General features: G+C 50.9%; 15 protein-coding genes. 10 read left to right on the top strand and 5 right to left on the bottom strand.

All coding sequences use genetic code 11. The features are described 5' to 3' along the window. Window positions 1-16 precede the first annotated feature (16 nt). Window positions 17-916 (bottom strand): LysR family transcriptional regulator, encoded by a 900-nt coding sequence (locus LK536_RS41365; RefSeq protein ID WP_227795894.1) that lies wholly within the window; start codon window positions 914-916, stop codon window positions 17-19. 243 nt (window positions 917-1,159) lie between these two features. Between LK536_RS41365 and LK536_RS41360 the strand changes: the two genes are divergently transcribed. Continuing rightward, on the top strand, window positions 1,160-1,468 hold the full coding sequence (locus LK536_RS41360) for a hypothetical protein (RefSeq protein WP_227795895.1): 309 nt from the start codon (window positions 1,160-1,162) through the stop codon (window positions 1,466-1,468). A 257-nt stretch (window positions 1,469-1,725) separates the two neighbouring features. Here LK536_RS41360 and LK536_RS41355 read toward each other — a convergent pair whose 3' ends face one another. The 3 genes from LK536_RS41355 to LK536_RS41345 form a co-directional block, all read right to left on the bottom strand. Next, window positions 1,726-2,925, bottom strand: a complete 1,200-nt coding sequence (locus LK536_RS41355) for a glycine C-acetyltransferase (RefSeq protein WP_025486842.1) — start codon at window positions 2,923-2,925, stop codon at window positions 1,726-1,728. Window positions 2,926-2,949: 24 nt separating this feature from the next. Next, entirely contained in the window at window positions 2,950-4,002 is a 1,053-nt protein-coding gene (gene tdh, locus LK536_RS41350) for an L-threonine 3-dehydrogenase (protein WP_008717142.1), read from the bottom strand. A gap of 204 nt (window positions 4,003-4,206) precedes the next feature. Then, window positions 4,207-4,347: a helix-turn-helix transcriptional regulator gene (locus LK536_RS41345; protein WP_227796030.1), complete on the bottom strand. Its 141-nt coding sequence runs from the start codon at window positions 4,345-4,347 to the stop codon at window positions 4,207-4,209. On the opposite strand from LK536_RS41345, the gene LK536_RS41340 reads away from it, so the two are divergent. The 4 genes from LK536_RS41340 (at window position 4,336) to LK536_RS41325 (ending at window position 9,122) form a co-directional block, all read left to right on the top strand. Beyond that, complete coding sequence (locus LK536_RS41340) at window positions 4,336-4,674, top strand: hypothetical protein (protein WP_227795896.1); 339 nt, start codon at window positions 4,336-4,338, stop codon at window positions 4,672-4,674. The genes LK536_RS41345 and LK536_RS41340 overlap by 12 nt on opposite strands. A gap of 65 nt (window positions 4,675-4,739) precedes the next feature. Beyond that, on the top strand, window positions 4,740-6,998 hold the full coding sequence (locus LK536_RS41335) for a bifunctional diguanylate cyclase/phosphodiesterase (RefSeq protein WP_227795897.1): 2,259 nt from the start codon (window positions 4,740-4,742) through the stop codon (window positions 6,996-6,998). Between the two features lie 119 nt (window positions 6,999-7,117). Further along, the gene (locus LK536_RS41330) at window positions 7,118-7,711 is read left to right on the top strand and encodes a hypothetical protein (RefSeq protein ID WP_050927224.1); all 594 of its coding nucleotides are present in this window, start codon (window positions 7,118-7,120) and stop codon (window positions 7,709-7,711) included. 115 nt (window positions 7,712-7,826) lie between these two features. Continuing rightward, window positions 7,827-9,122 (top strand): hypothetical protein, encoded by a 1,296-nt coding sequence (locus tag LK536_RS41325; RefSeq protein WP_227795898.1) that lies wholly within the window; start codon window positions 7,827-7,829, stop codon window positions 9,120-9,122. Window positions 9,123-9,237: 115 nt separating this feature from the next. Here the strand turns inward: LK536_RS41325 and LK536_RS41320 are convergent, their stop codons facing one another. Then, window positions 9,238-10,614, bottom strand: a complete 1,377-nt coding sequence (locus LK536_RS41320) for an MATE family efflux transporter (RefSeq protein ID WP_227796031.1) — start codon at window positions 10,612-10,614, stop codon at window positions 9,238-9,240. Window positions 10,615-10,928: 314 nt separating this feature from the next. On the opposite strand from LK536_RS41320, the gene LK536_RS41315 reads away from it, so the two are divergent. From LK536_RS41315 to LK536_RS41295, 5 genes are all read left to right on the top strand, one after another. After that, complete coding sequence (locus tag LK536_RS41315) at window positions 10,929-11,675, top strand: EFR1 family ferrodoxin (protein WP_227795899.1); 747 nt, start codon at window positions 10,929-10,931, stop codon at window positions 11,673-11,675. Continuing rightward, complete coding sequence (locus LK536_RS41310; protein ID WP_025486849.1) at window positions 11,665-12,504, top strand: MerR family transcriptional regulator; 840 nt, start codon at window positions 11,665-11,667, stop codon at window positions 12,502-12,504. The genes LK536_RS41315 and LK536_RS41310 overlap by 11 nt, the downstream gene beginning before the upstream one ends. Window positions 12,505-12,790: 286 nt before the next feature. Next, the gene (locus LK536_RS41305) at window positions 12,791-13,627 is read left to right on the top strand and encodes a MerR family transcriptional regulator (RefSeq protein WP_227795900.1); all 837 of its coding nucleotides are present in this window, start codon (window positions 12,791-12,793) and stop codon (window positions 13,625-13,627) included. A gap of 465 nt (window positions 13,628-14,092) precedes the next feature. Beyond that, window positions 14,093-14,383, top strand: a complete 291-nt coding sequence (locus tag LK536_RS41300; RefSeq protein ID WP_008717118.1) for a BMC domain-containing protein — start codon at window positions 14,093-14,095, stop codon at window positions 14,381-14,383. A 22-nt stretch (window positions 14,384-14,405) separates the two neighbouring features. Beyond that, window positions 14,406-15,425, top strand: a complete 1,020-nt coding sequence (locus LK536_RS41295; protein ID WP_120057874.1) for a DMT family transporter — start codon at window positions 14,406-14,408, stop codon at window positions 15,423-15,425.

Raw genomic sequence — 15,425 nt, 5'->3', positions numbered from 1 at the left:
GAGCATCTGGAATCAGTCATGGATTCCAGTGCTCCTTTGTTAATTCAATGAAATACCGGGCAGCCTGGGTCAGATAGCTGCCTTTCCGGTAGGACGCCACCACCTCCCAGACCGGCCTGGTGGGAAGCTGGAAGCAGGTGATACCGCCGGGGTTGTCCTGTATATAATATGCAGGAAGCAGCCCGCAGCAGAGGTTGGACTGTATCATGGTAAGGATTGTGTTATTGTTGGAGGTTTCAAACAGGACCGTGGGCTTAAATCCGGCCTGGGCGAATATACCATCCACCAGGGAGCGGATGGTGGATTCCTTATACATCAGCACAAATGGTTCATTTTGGACAGCTGAGATGTCCAGGGCGGCATGACCGTTTTTGGGCGCCAGGCTGCTTAATGGGTGGCTGCCGGGAATTACCAGGTAGATTTCCTCCGTTGCAATGGGGATATACGTATCGCCTGTCTTGTGGTCTTCACTGAGCGTCATAAAGCCGATATCCAGTTCCCCGCGGCTGATTAATTCCTGCTGTTTATGGACGCTCAGTTCGTTGGGGCTTACAATGACATCCGGGAACTTCCGGTGGAATCCGGGGTATACCGCAGAGAACATGTGGATTCCCCGCCCGGGTGTAAAGCCGATGGACAGGCGCCCCTTCTGGTCGGAAACCATGTCGCTTATGATGCGGTAGGTGTCCTGCTTGAGCTGCAGCATTTTCCGTGCATTTTCCAAGTAGACCCTGCCTGCCTCGGTGGGGCGCCAGTCGGTGCGGGAACGTATGAAAAGCCGTGTCCCAAGTTCCTTTTCCAGACGCAGGAGCTGCTGGTTCAGCGCGGGCTGTGTGAGGAACAGTTTTTCGGCGGCATGGGTGATATTGCCTTCTTCGGCTATTTTTAATATATATTCAATCTGTTTGGTGTCCATGGTAAACCACACTTTCGTATTACATCCGAACCTTTTTAAATGGGTGGGATATCAGTTCTATTTGATTATACAGTTTTAGTTATTTTTTTTCAACAGCCGTGGAAAAGGAAAAGGCCGGATTTTTTTATCAGATTCCTCCATCATACGAAAAAGAAATGGAATAATCAGGCCCGGACTGTTATAATAAGATACGGACCAACAATCATAAGGAACGGATTCAATCCAGTCAGACAAGGAGGCGCTATGTGGAAATACACAAAATGTACGGCAGGGGACAGGGCGGATACGCTTAATGAACTGGCAGACGCTTTTGGGAATGAAACGGACTGTTTGAGATATCTATCCAGGGTGCAGGGGTATATAAACAGTACACAGAATACGGTTGTGCTGGTTCAGGACCTGGATGCAAACGTACTGATTGAAATGGATTACGTCCCCATCAACGACTTTGTCTTCCATGTGGTCAGTATTGAAGACAATGGCATTAAGAAGCAGGAACTGCAGTGCAGGACCATACGGCAGGCCATAGACCAGTTTATTGCGCTGGTATAGGGAACGCAAGGGAAACATGCATTGTCAGGCTATGCCATATGGCAGTTTTTAGTGGCTGGGAGAAAGCTAAAGCGGCTGATTAAAAGCATGAGCGGCCAAGTGAAAGCATAAGCGACCAAGTCAAAGCATGAGCGGCCATGTGAAAGCAAAAGCGGCCAAGTGAAAGTATAAGTAGGCAAGTGAAAGGGAGTACGGTACAGCCAGCATACGCTGTCTGCGCCGTACCCCCTTGTTTCATCCCGGCTGATTATAAAATATTAGCTAAGCCCCATCTCTTCCCGCACTTCCTTAAAGCACTTCACAATAAAATCAATATCTTCCCTGGTATGGCTTGCGCACACCTGGGTGCGGATCCTGGCTTTGCCTTTTGGCACCACGGGGAAGGAGAAGGCAACTACATACACGCCCTTTGCCATCATCCTTTTTGCAAATTCCCCTGCCAGCTTTTCATCATAAAGCATGACAGGCACGCACGGATGGGTTCCTGGAATGATATCGAACCCGTTGTCAGTCAGCTGCTTCCTGTAGTAAGCGGTGGTCTCCTCTAAATGGTCACGTAACTGGGTGCTTTCCTCCAGCATGTCGAACAGTTCCAGGCTGGCGCCCACGATGGCGGGAGCCAGGGTGTTGGAAAACAGGTAGGGGCGGCTTCTCTGACGGAGCAGGTCAATGATTTCCCTGCGCCCGGATGTATATCCGCCGGAAGCGCCGCCAAGGGCCTTGCCCAGGGTGCCTGTAATGATGTCCACCCGGCCTTCCACGCCGTTATATTCCGCTGTGCCGCGGCCATGTCTGCCCACAAAGCCTACCGCGTGGCTGTCGTCAACCATGACCAGGGCGTTGTACTTATCGGCCAGGTCGCATACGCCCTTCAGGTTACAGATGATGCCGTCCATGGAGAACACACCGTCGGTTGCAATCAGTTTAACCCTTGCTCCGGCGGCATCCGCTTCCTTCAGCCGTTCTTCAAGGTCAGCCATGTCATTGTTTTTGTAGCGGTAGCGTTTGGCCTTGCACAGGCGCACCCCATCGATGATGGAGGCATGGTTTAACTCATCGCTGATTACAGCGTCCTCCTGGCCAAGGATTGTCTCGAACAGCCCTCCGTTGGCATCAAAGCAGGAGGAATAGAGGATGGTGTCATCCGTTCCAAGGAAATGGGAAATCCGTTCTTCCAGCTGTTTGTGTATGTCCTGGGTCCCGCAGATAAAGCGGACCGAAGCCATGCCGTAGCCTCTTTCATCGTAGGTCCTCTTGGCCGCGTCAATCAGTCTCTGGCTGTCGCCAAGGCCAAGATAGTTGTTGGCGCACATGTTGATGACCTCCCGGCCGTCCTCCAGTTTTACCCGGGCGCCCTGGGCGGAGGCAATGGGCGCTTCACCCTTAAAAAGTCCGGCTTCCCTGATTTCCTCTACTTCTTTTGTATAAATACTTAAAATATCATTCTTGCGGGCCATCTTTACATCTCCTTTTCAATATGGTTATTCGTTAATGTGGGACCAGTCCAGGACTACTTTGCCGGACTGCCCGGAAATCATGGCTTCAAATCCCTTTTCATAGTCGCGGATATCAAAACGGTGGGTGATGATCTGGGAGATATCCAGGCCTGCCTCTATCATGGTGGTCATCTTATACCAGGTATCCCAAACCTTCCTGCCGTAAATGCCCCGGATATTCAGGCCGTTGAAAATCACGGTTTCCAGATTGACAATGGTTTCACGTCCCTGAAGTCCCAGAAGGGCAATGTTGCCGCCGTGTTTCATATTGAGGATCATATCGGAGAGGGCCGCCGGGCTGCCGGACATCTCAAGCCCCACGTCAAAGCCTTCTGTCATCCCGATGGACTTCATTACATCCCTCAGTTTTTCCTGCTTCAGGTTCACGGTCCTGGTGGCTCCCAGTTTCCTTGCCAGGTCCAGGCGGTATTCATTCATATCCGTAACCACCACATGACGGGCGCCGCTGAACTTTGCAATGGCAGCGGCCATGATGCCGATGGGTCCTGCGCCGGCAATCAGCACATCCTCACCCAGCACGTCATAGGAGCGGACCGTATGGGTGGCATTGCCGAATGGATCGAATATTGCATAAAGCTCTTCCGGTATATTCGGGCGGCAGCTCCATACATTGGATGAGGGAATCACCAGATATTCCGCGAAAGCGCCGTTACGGTTCACGCCGACACCCTTGGCATCCCTGCAGTTTTCCTTGTGTCCTTCCAGGCAGTTCCTGCACTTGCCGCAGGTGATATGGCCTTCCCCGGATACCAGGTCCCCTACGGTGTGTCCGTCCACCCCGGAACCGACTTCCACAATCTCCCCCACATATTCGTGCCCGGCCGTAAGGCCGATTGGAATTGTGTGCTGCGCCCACTCATTCCATTGATAGATATGTACGTCTGTCCCGCAGATAGCTGTTTTGTGAATTTTGATCTTCACATCATTTGGTCCTACTTCCGGAACCGGGACACGCTCCATCCAAAGCCCGGTTTCCGGCTTCTTTTTTGTTAAAGCCCACATGGTATGATCCTGCATGATATAACCCCCTTGCTACATATGCGAGTGTGAAAAAACAGCTCATTTCCAAGTATCTTATATCTCCATTATAAGGGCAGACAGACCAAATATCAAGAGAAAATATCCGCATCAGACGGACATTTTTAAATAAAATGTATTTGTGCCGTAAACACGAACAGATGTCTCCTGTTGGGAAACATTGCCGCCATTTCCGGGCCGGTTTCATGAAAATGCGGACTTCCTGTACTGCAGGGGCGTTGTCCCCAGTTTCCTTTTAAACAGGCGGCAGCATTCACTGGAGCTTAGGGATATCTCCCTGGCAATCCTGTCAATGGTAAGGGGTTCGCTGCAATGTCCGCTGATGAAGGCCGGTATGGTCTGGACGGAGTCACTGCCATGGATGCGCGCCTGGGCCTGTGTGTCCGTACCATGAGGACAGAAGCGGAGGCAAGGTCATACATTTTGATTCCCACATGGATACGGCGCAGGTCAATGACGGGGATGGGAGGCGCCTCCCTCAATGCGGTTCCCAGCCAGTGTGAGATCTATCTGGACCGCCGCCTGCGTCTGGGAGAGGGCGTTGCACAGGTTAAAGAAGAACGGGATGGCCTGCCAGCCGGTTTTATGGTAATATATACGCCCGTGCCAGGTATCAAAAAACAAATTCCATTTATTATCTGTGATGATTGAATAACTTATAATTATGGTGTATGATAAAAATCAGGATGTTCTTGCGATGCATAGGAGGAAAAACCTTGGCCAGAGAGGAAGTAAAAAAGCAGATTACCATAGCGGTTGCCCTGTTTTCGATTGTCAGCGTCATTCTTGTGATGGCAGGCGGTGTCAGCTATTTCAGTATCAAAGGCACCCAGGAAAAAGAAGCGCAGAAGTATATGAAAGAGATTGTATCCCAGTATAAGAATATCATTACGGAGCAGATTGACGGGGATATCCAGACCTTGGACGCAGTGGCTGCCATTACAGGACAGCATGGTTCCGTGAATCTGGATGTGGTACTGGCTTATCTGGAGGAAGAGGGCACCCGCAGTGACTTTATCCGTATGGGATTTGTTTTTCCTGACTGCAAGGGATATTTTATAGATACGGACGGAACAAGGCACTATGGGGTGGATACCAGCGATGAAGACTTCATTGCCAGGACCTTATCAGGCGAGTCCGTTGTCTCCGGGATCATGAAAGACAAGATGTCGGATAACACGGTTGTCTGTTACGGGGTCCCGGTTACCCATAAGGGGAATGTCATTGGCGCGGTTACGGCTACCCGGACCACATCCAACCTCTCGGATATCATCAGCCAGGAGATTTTTGACGGCATTGCCTATGTACATATCATTGACCAGAAGGGGAATTTCGTCCTGCGTTCCGGCCATGCGGTCATAAATAAACAGATGGGCAACATTTTTGATGACGGGGATTTCACGGATGAGGTCCGTTCCTCCATATTGGCTGACATTGGAACGGGCGGTGATTCGTTTGCTGTCTTCCAGTATCAGGGGAAAGCCTACTGGGTAACCTTTATTCCGGTGGGGGTTAATGGATGGCAGATTTTCTGTCTGGTGCCGCAGACGTTCCTGAATCACAATTTTGACAGCGTATTCATTGTGTTTGCCGGTGTGATGGCCTGTATCTTCCTTTTGTTCGCAGTCCTGTTCCTGTATATCTATACCTTATTAAAAAGGGAGCATGAATCCCTCAGGCTCTTTGCATATAAGGACAGCCTGACAGGGGCTGATAACAGGAACCGGTTTGTATCGGAGCTGCCTGTCCTGTTAAAGGAGACAGCGGACCGGGCCATCGTGCTGATGAACATAAGCGGTTTTAAGTTTGTGAATGAATTTTTCGGCTTTGAGAAAGGTAATCTCTTCCTGCTGCATATTGCGAAGGTCTTACGCGCTGATATCAGGGAGGGGGAACGCTATTACCGGGATAATGCCGACCGTTTCGGGATGCTGGTTTATTACCAGGGCAGGGAAGAACTGACGGACAGGATTAAAAAAATACAGAAGGGCATCAATGAATATACCATAAGTCCCAATCAGGACTACCGCATTAACTGTAATTTCGGGGTTTATATCATCCAGGCGCCGGATCCGGACAGACAGGACCCTGCATCGCCGGATACCGTGATTAACGGCGCCCTGCTGGCCCTTAACAGCGTCAATGGCAATACCACCAACCCCATTGCATTTTATGACGGGGCAATGCATGAAAAGGCGCGCAGGAAGATTGAGATTGCCAGCCAGATGCAGGCCGCGCTGGCCAACGGGGAATTCCACATGTATCTCCAGCCGAAGTATTATCTGGAGGATGGTTCCCTTCACAGTGCGGAAGCCCTTGTCCGCTGGTGCTCAAATGGGGAAATCATACATTATCCGGATGAGTTCATCCCCATATTCGAGGAAAATGGATTTATCACTGAACTGGACATGTATATGTTGGAGGAGGCCTGCCGCCGGGTTTCCCATTGGATGAAACAGGGATACAAGGTGCGGCCCATATCCGTGAACCAGTCCAGGATATTTTTCTATGACGAGGAGTACCTTGACAAGTTCCGCCAGATTGTGGACCGGTACAGCATTGACCCGGACATGATCATCCTTGAGGTGACGGAAAGCGTGGCCATGAGCAATCTGGCCCAGGTCAAGATGGTAATCAATAAACTCCATGATATGGGATTTTCCATATCCATGGATGATTTCGGCAGCGGCTATTCCTCCCTGAACACCCTGAAAGATCTGGATATTGCGGAGCTTAAGCTGGATAAGGAGTTCCTGTCGGAACAGTCCACCTCCCCCCGGGGACAGGTGGTGATTGAAAGCATCATCCATCTTGCCAAGGCGCTTTCCATCACAACGGTTGCGGAAGGGATTGAAAATGAAGTCCAGCTGGAATTCCTGCAATCGGTCAGCTGCGACATAGGACAGGGATATTATTTTGCAAAACCGATGCCGGTGGATGAATTTGAGCGCACGGTACTTAGAAGGATGGAATAGGGGAGGGAGGACGTAAGAATATTTTATCAATTGTTCAGAAAGAAATCATTTTTTCTTAAATATAAATTTCCAACTGTCTGCTATACTGTATAAAACAAAAGAAACGGACTGGTCAATTGATGAAATTCTGGGCTTACTTTTTAATTCCCGTATATACGGTCTTATTTACAAGAGGATACAATTGGTTTACCACCAATTTTTCTGTTATTGGCAACTTCTTTGATAAAAAGCGGTCTTTTTTCCTGTGGGGCGTGCTGGTGGGCGGTTTTTTCCATATAGTCCACAGGAAACTTAAATCCCGTCTGACCCTGCATCCTGCCTGCGGGAGGATGGTCCCGTCTGCCCTGGTGCTGTTGTTCTGCGCCATCACGACGCCTTATCTTCCCGGGGAGCTTCCGCTGAAATCAGTGTTACATATCATATTTGCATTTTTATCCGCGGTACTGGTGCTTTTATACCTGCTTTTGGTCATATGGTCCCAGTACCAGATATATCCCCAGGTCTACCGGGGGTTCCTTTATGGCTGGCTGGCCATTGTGGGCGGGTCCGCGCTTCTTCTGGCAGCAGCCGGGATCATCAGCAGCGCGCTGGAGATATATGTGACACTGACATCGGCGGCCATGGCTGAGCGCCTCATTAGCAGGATAGCCAGACAGGCGGCCTTGGAAGGGAGGGAATCCTCCTGCGCCGGATATGCCAGGCTGGAATCGTAATGATAAGCGGCTGGGAACAGGAAGCTCCCGGCTCTTTTCATGTGGGGAAATCCCCGATATAGCAATGCTTTACAGAGAAATGACCTACAATAACGGACATTGGGAGGAAAAAATCATGAAAATCAGTGTAAGAAAATGCACGGCAGCCCTGTGCCTGATGGCCCTTTGCGCGGCATTGACCGCCTGCGGTCCTGACGGCAAGGCAAAGGAAACAGAGGAATCCCGTACCGGGCAGACAGAAGAAAACAGTGAAATCTGGATAGACGGGAAGCCGGGGAACGGGGAGGAAAACAGCGGGACGCTGAATGGGACTGGTAACAGCAATCTGCAGGACGGGATAGGGAACAGCGGTCTGCAGGACGGGACAGGGAACAGTGAGGTACAGGAAAGTGGGGCGGGCGGCGCCCAGGAACAGGACGGCGGGATACAGGCCAGGCTGATAAAGGACCAGACATTCCAGGTCAGCCTGATTCCGCTGGGCGATGTGACCTTTGCTTCCTACGGACCTGATCCAGCTAAAAATCCTTTGGGGGATGTGGTGTTCAGGCTGGAGAAGGACGGGCGGGCTGTGGATACCCTGGAGGGCGTATACGGGGACAATGTCCGTGCCAATGAGACCTTCAATCAGGTGGAAGCCGTATCATTTCCAGACTATAACAGCGATGGTTACAGTGATATCATCATCATCTGCAGTTATTCCCCGGCATCCGGCCCTGAGGCGGGGACAGGATACTCGGAGGCAAGGATTTACCGCGGCAGCGCGGACGGTTCCTTTGTCCTTGAGAAGGATCTTTCGGATGTGGCAAACTCAGCGGTTGCAGATAAGACGGTGAAGTCAATCCTGGGATTTTTAGGCGTGGGAAGAGGGGATGCCGTCAGTGCGGGTCCTGAATGGAAACAGGCATACATCGACTATATCATGGAGCTGGATGGGGAACAGTGGCAGGGGTACAATCTGATCTATATTGACAATGACGATATACCGGAGCTGGTGATGATTGGTAACAGCGAGGCGGTCGGCTGCAGCATTGCCGGCTACGCACAGGGACAGGTCCGGGAATCCCGGCTGGACAGGCTTGGCTTTTCTTATATTGAAAGGGAAAACCTGTTGTGTAATTCGGACGGCAATATGGACAGCTACTATGACATTGTATACCGGCTGGAAGACGGACGCCTGGTACAGGCCGCAGCCGGATATTATGGGGCAGGGGATAACTCAAAGGTGCAGTATGATGAGAACCAGAACCCGGTATACCAGTATCAATGGAACGGCGTCGTGATGACGAAGGAGGAATATGACAAGGCCCTGAATGCGGTCTATGATACATCCAGGGCCAGGGGAGGGTATACATGGGGCCAGTGGCTTTCCAGGGAGGAAGCGGTACAGGCCATATCGGCGGCAGGTGTGTGACTGCATCCTGAACGGAATCCGCTATGAGAATCTGCCATAAGGATCTGCCATAAGGATTCACCATGAGAATCCGCCATAAGAATCCGCCATAAGGATCCGCCAAGGGATTCCGCCGTCAGCAGGACTCCTTCTTGCGGAGGCAGGCATGGTCACGGACACCGCCCGCCATATTTACTGACCTGTGGTAGACAATGGCTGCTATGACGGCCGTCATGAACTCCGTTATCCAGAACGCATTCCAGACCCCCACAGGTCCCATGATTCTGCATAAGAGGGAGGCTGCCGGGATGATGATGAACAGATACCGGAACAGTGAGATTATGAGGGACTGGGTTCCTTTCCCAAGTCCCTCCAATGCTCCCGAGGATGTGACTGAGACAGCGGATACAATAAACCCGGCGCTGATGATGCGCAGGGCTGTCTGTCCTGCCAGGATTGTTTCCGGGTTATCCGTGAACAGTCCAATCAGCTGTCTGGCCCACGTCAGGCATGCCACGGTCCCAAGAAGCATTATGATACCGCTCATACATAGGGTCATACCGTATATTTTCTTAACCCTTCCGTGTTCCCCCGCGCCCAAATTGTAGCCTATAAGGGGGCGCATTCCCTGTACAATCCCATTGGCAGGAAGATAAAGGAACGTCTGTAATTTATAATAAATCCCTAATATGACAACATAGCTTTGCGAATACATGGCCAGGATGGCATTGAGGAATGATATTAAAAGGGAGGGAAGGGCCAGGTTTAACATGGCGGGTATCCCGATGGCATAAAGCCGGACATCCACGGATTTGTTAAAAGCCAGATACCTGCGGCTGAAATGCACGGGAATAGGGTGTGCCACGTACATGATCAGGTAGATTCCTAATGTGATGATCTGCCCGATCCCGGTGGCAATGGCAGCGCCTGTAATCCCCATTTCCGGGAAAAAACCAATCCCGAAAATCAGCAGCGGATCTAAGATGATATTGGAAATACATCCGCACAGCATGCTTGCCATGGCAATCTTCATCCTGCCCACGGACTGGAAAATCTTTTCAAAGGAAAGCCCTGCCATGATGATTGGTGAAAACAGGAATGCAATGGAAGAATAACGTACCCCCAGTGCTATGACAGTCCCATCCGATGTGAAGAGCCGCAGGAATGCAGGCATGATGGGAATGCACACAGCCATTGCAAGGATTCCATGTATGACTGAGAATAACAGCCCCTGGGTGGCTGTGAGGCTGGCTTTGCTTTTATTCCCGGCCCCCAGGCTGAATGCAATCAATGCATTGATACCAATGCCGTATCCGATTGAAACAGCGTTAATGAAATTCTGCACCGGAAAAACAAGGGACAATGCAGTCATAGCCTTTTCGCTGATCTGTGCAACGAAAAAGCTGTCAACAATATTATACAGGGAACCCACAAGCATGGAAATGACCATGGGGAATGCCATGGATGTAAGCAGCGGCAGAATGGGCTTTTCCTTCATAAAATCATCGTTCATCATAATACAACCTCCATATTCCGTTCAGCAGTTCCGTTTCCAGATATGAGAAACAAAAAAGCCACACAATTGCCTATAAGACAATTGTGTGGCGAAAAGAGTCAAAACTAGAAAAATCCACACTGAAATTTTTGTAACGCCAGTATAGCATGAAATCCCATGCGCTGTCAAGTTTGCAATAATTCCGTTGTTCCTGTATAATCTTGATAAAACGGATCCTGTAGGTCCAGGGCGTCAACCAGTGTGGGAAAACAGCTGATACGGAAGCTTTGGCAGACACTGCAGCGTATAAATAATAACAGGAGATGAAAAATATGATACTGTATTTCAGCGGAACAGGCAACAGCCGGTATGTGGCAAAGATGATGGGAGAGGAACTGAAGGATGAGGCCGTGTCCATCAATGACCGCCTTAAGACAGGGAACCGTGAGGCGCTGGTGTCCAAGACGCCCTTTGTGGTGGTCAGCCCGGTTTATGCGTGGCGGCTTCCAAGGGTGGTGGAACGGTTTATCCTGGAAACGGCCTTTGAGGGGAATGCGGATATCTATTTTGTGCTGACCTGCGGCGGGGACGTGGGAATGGCCGGGAAGTATGCAAAAAAGCTGTGTGCACGGAAGGGGCTGGCATATCAGGGGCTTATGGGAATCCGGATGCCGGAGAACTATATCACCATGTACCAGGCGCCTGGCAGGGAAGAGATACAGGAAATCATCCGCAGGGCAAAGGAGCCGATCCTCCTTGCCGCCTCCCTGGTGGGCGGGGGCAGGAAGTTCCCGGAGCAGGGACCGACCGTGGCCAATGCCCTTAAAAGCGGTATTGTCAATGACCTGTTCTATCCCCTGTTCGTGACAGCAAAGGGGTATCACACCACATCTGCCTGCATCGGCTGCGGGAAATGTGCATCCCTCTGCCCCCTTAACAATATCAGGATGGAGGGGAAGCAGCCCGTCTGGGGCAGCGAATGCACCCAGTGCATGGCCTGCATCTGCGGCTGCCCGGTGACAGCGGTGGAGTACAGGAAGAAGACCCAGGGAAAGGAACGGTATTATCTTGAAGGATAAGGAACTGTATACCATAGGGGAGGTGGGCCGCATCTGCGGCATATCCACAAAAGCCCTGCGCTATTATGATAAAATCGGGATCATTTCCCCGGACCATATCAGCGAGGAGAATGGCTACCGCTATTACAGCAAGAAGACCCTGCTGCTGGTACCGGTGGTGAAATACTATAAGCAGATGGGGTTTAAGCTGGAGGAAATGCAGGAACTGCTGGGCGGGAACACGTATCAGTTCCTGCAGCAGAATTTCCACAGTAAGATCAGTGAACTTAAGGACATGGAGCGGGAAATCCAGGGCAGTTATGTGGCTGTCAGGGACTGGTATGAACTGGTGAAGGAGGCGGAACTGGTAATCCGCCACAATATCCGGGATGTGTCCCTGCGCTACATAACCCCGGTTTCCTGCTGTTATATGGACCAGGAGTTTGACTATCAGTATATGGAGTCTGTCATTAACATCAGCTGGACGAATTATCTGGAACAGGCCGGGCAGCGGATTACGGGACCGGTCATCCTCCAGTTCCCGTCCATGGCAGATAAGATGGCCGGGAACTGTACCAGGGCAAGGATCATGCAGCAGGCGGTCTGGCCGGACCAGGAGGATCCATCCCAGATCCTGTACGGCGGACAGATGGCTGCCTGTACTTACCATGTGGGGGATTATGACAGCATTGGACAGGCCTATGAGCGGATCCTTGGATGGGCAGGGCTTAAGGGCTATACCTGTGCCCAAGGGTGCTGCGAGCGGTATGTGGTTGATTACTGGACCACCCGCAGCCCAAAAGAATTTGTAACGGAAATCATTGTAATGGTTACCCCGCCGCCCGGATGAAAAACCTTCCACTATAGGGGAAGGGGGAAATGGACCAAGACAGGAGCGGATGGAAAAGCAGGGGAGGATTGCCCTGTTTACTGGCCCGGTATTGCGGCCTGGCTGACACAGCGCGGCGCCGGGTGTTCATTTTTGCGCTGATTTTAGGGATTTTGAGCGCCGCCAATGGTTATTGACATTCCACATAACGGGAAGGTTTATACTTATGTGTATAGACATGTTTGAATGACAGGAACAGCCGGGAAGGCTGGTTCCTAAAAACTGACAGGGGGTAACATCGGGGATCATGCAGAAGGAAAAGTTATATTCAATTGGGGAAGTGAGCAGGATATGCAACATTTCAAAAAAGGCGCTTCGTTTTTATGACCAGATTGGGATCATCACGCCGGATGTGATCTGTAAGGAGAACGGTTACCGGTATTATAACAGGGAAACACTGCTGACGGTGCCTATCGTTAAGTATTACAAGCAGATGGGGTTTAAGCTGGAGGAAATGCAGGACCTGGTGGAGGGGAACACCTATTATTTCGTGAAGCAGAACTTCATCAGTAAAATTGATGAACTGAGGATCCAGGAGCAGGAAATCCACAACAGCTATATGGCTGTAAAGGACTGGTATGAGCTGATCCAGGAGGCGCAGCTGGTGTCCAGGAGCAATGTGCAGGAAGCTGGGATTAAATACATAAACACGGCTGACTACTGTTATATGGACCAGGATTTTTCCTACCGCTACATGGAATCCATCATCAATATTGAATGGGTGAATTATCTGGAAAGTGTGAACAATGAGATTGCAGGGGAGGTAATCTTAAGGTTCCCCTCCTGGACGGATAAGATGGAAGGGACCATCACCCGGGCCAGAATCATGCAGAGGCCCGTCCGGCCCTGTACGGCTGGCACCAACAAGACCGTGTTCGGCGGGATCATGGCGGTGACGGTATATCATCTGGGTGCATTGGAACGGATTGGGGAATCTTATAAGAAGATACGGGACTGGGCAAGGGACAGGGGATATAAGTGCGGCCCTGAGTCTTATGAGCGGTACGTGGTGGACTACTGGACAACCAGGAACCCGGAAGAATTTGTGACCGAGGTGATAGTGCCTGTCATGGACGGGCCCTAAGCCCTTCAAAAGCTTCCCCTTAGGGGAAAGATTTGTAATGGACATAAAGAGGGGAAATGTCGGTTTCCTTTCCGTCCGGTAAATGGATGGAGCATAAAACTGTCGTTTTTTGACATGCAGGTACCTTGGTGCCTGCTTCTTTTTTTGTCCGGGATTCCGGATATCACCGCCCAAAAATCCATATATTGCAAGGGTTTCCAGAATTGTCCATTTACATTCATCCTTTATTTTTCCTGCTGGTTAAAAAAATCTCAAAAAAACGGTTGACATTCCACCATAGGGCATGGTCTATACTAAATGCATAGAAAAACATGGAGTGCATTTTAAAAGTTAGTAATATTGCTGATTCAAAATGTTTTCTAATTTGTGAAGGCCAGACACAAAACCATTAAAACAAAATCACACATCCTGCTTTTGTGCATATTGACACTGTGCAGTCAGGTGAAAGAAAAGGAGTAATGAACAATGAAATATGATGCATTGGGAATGATTGAGACAAAAGGGCTGGTAGGTTCCATTGAGGCAGCCGACGCAATGGTAAAGGCTGCAAATGTCACGCTGCTGGGCAAGGAAATGATTGGAGGCGGCCTGGTGACAGTCATGGTCAGAGGCGATGTGGGCGCTGTCAAGGCTGCTACGGACGCAGGGGCGGCTGCCGCAGGAAGGGTAGGGGAGCTGGTAAGCGTCCATGTGATCCCGCGTCCCCACAGCGAGGTGGAAACCATACTTCCGGGAACAACCAGAACAGCAGAATAGTGACTAAAAGGAGATTCCATCTATGAACGGAGAAGGTGCAGCAGTAAATTACGGGACAGCAGTCCCCATGACAGCTGATGACAAAATGAAACAGGTAAACAAGAAATTCCGAGTGACAGGAATAACAACCGGCCTGTTATCCGGCCTGACCTATGGGATTTACACCACCCTGGTGCTGGTGGCGGGATATTACGAGCCTCTTCTGAGCGCGGCCGGGGTGCTGGCGGCCCCCTATGTCTGCTCAGGGCTGAATGACCTGTTCGCAGGTATCTGGCTGACCATATACAATGCAAGATGCGGAAGGCTCAGTGAGCTTTTGCGGAGTTTACATACATTTCCCGGCAAGATGATCGTGCTGGGTTCCCTCCTTGGCGGACCCATTGCCAACGGGGCCTATCTGGTGGGCCTGGCCATGGCAGGCGCCTACGCCATCCCCATATCCGCCACCTGCAGCCTGTTCGGAGCGGTTTTTGCATGGATTTTCTTAAAGCAGAAGCCTACCAGGCGCGTGGTGGCAGGAATGGTGATCTGTGTGGCGGGCGCCATCATAATCAACTGGGTTAAGCCTGAGGGCAGCCCCAATTTCACATTGGGCATTATCTGCGCCCTGATTGCAGCAGTCAGCTGGGGACTGGAAGGAATGCTTTCCAGCTACGGCGGAGCCATGATTGACACGGATGTGGCGGTGAACCTGAGGGAACTGATATCCGGCATCGTGGACCTGGCGGTGATTGTCCCCCTGGTTGGAGGTATGGCGCTTCTGGGCGGAACCTTTGCAGCGGGGCTTCCCCTTATCTGGCTGGCCCTTTCCGGTTTAAGCGCGGCCGTGTCTTTTGTATGCTGGTATAAGAGCAATTCCACGGTGGGCTGCGCCATCGGCATGTCCCTGAATGTAACCTATGCTTTCTGGGGCGTACTGTTCTGTGTCATGTTCCTGGGACAGCAGCTTACAGCCACCATTGTAATCGGTTCCATCGTAATCGTATCCGGGGCAATCCTTGTGACCATGAACCCATTGGATCTGCTTAAGAAGGGAGAATAG

The sequence above is a fragment of the Clostridium pacaense genome (assembly GCF_020709765.2).
Lineage (GTDB): Bacteria > Bacillota > Clostridia > Lachnospirales > Lachnospiraceae > Enterocloster > Enterocloster hominis.
The sequence above is the reverse complement of the archived record's forward strand: the minus strand, read 5'-3'. Positions and strand labels throughout refer to the sequence as shown.

Coding starts and splice junctions, on each gene's coding strand:
- LK536_RS41365 (WP_227795894.1), bottom strand. CDS start 916: ATGGACACCAAACAGATTGAATATATATTAAAAATAGCCGAAGAAGGC.
- LK536_RS41360 (WP_227795895.1), top strand. CDS start 1,160: ATGTGGAAATACACAAAATGTACGGCAGGGGACAGGGCGGATACGCTT.
- LK536_RS41355 (WP_025486842.1), bottom strand. CDS start 2,925: ATGGCCCGCAAGAATGATATTTTAAGTATTTATACAAAAGAAGTAGAG.
- tdh (WP_008717142.1), bottom strand. CDS start 4,002: ATGCAGGATCATACCATGTGGGCTTTAACAAAAAAGAAGCCGGAAACC.
- LK536_RS41340 (WP_227795896.1), top strand. CDS start 4,336: ATGTCCGCTGATGAAGGCCGGTATGGTCTGGACGGAGTCACTGCCATG.
- LK536_RS41330 (WP_050927224.1), top strand. CDS start 7,118: ATGAAATTCTGGGCTTACTTTTTAATTCCCGTATATACGGTCTTATTT.
- LK536_RS41325 (WP_227795898.1), top strand. CDS start 7,827: ATGAAAATCAGTGTAAGAAAATGCACGGCAGCCCTGTGCCTGATGGCC.
- LK536_RS41320 (WP_227796031.1), bottom strand. CDS start 10,614: ATGAACGATGATTTTATGAAGGAAAAGCCCATTCTGCCGCTGCTTACA.
- LK536_RS41315 (WP_227795899.1), top strand. CDS start 10,929: ATGATACTGTATTTCAGCGGAACAGGCAACAGCCGGTATGTGGCAAAG.
- LK536_RS41305 (WP_227795900.1), top strand. CDS start 12,791: ATGCAGAAGGAAAAGTTATATTCAATTGGGGAAGTGAGCAGGATATGC.
- LK536_RS41300 (WP_008717118.1), top strand. CDS start 14,093: ATGAAATATGATGCATTGGGAATGATTGAGACAAAAGGGCTGGTAGGT.
- LK536_RS41295 (WP_120057874.1), top strand. CDS start 14,406: ATGAACGGAGAAGGTGCAGCAGTAAATTACGGGACAGCAGTCCCCATG.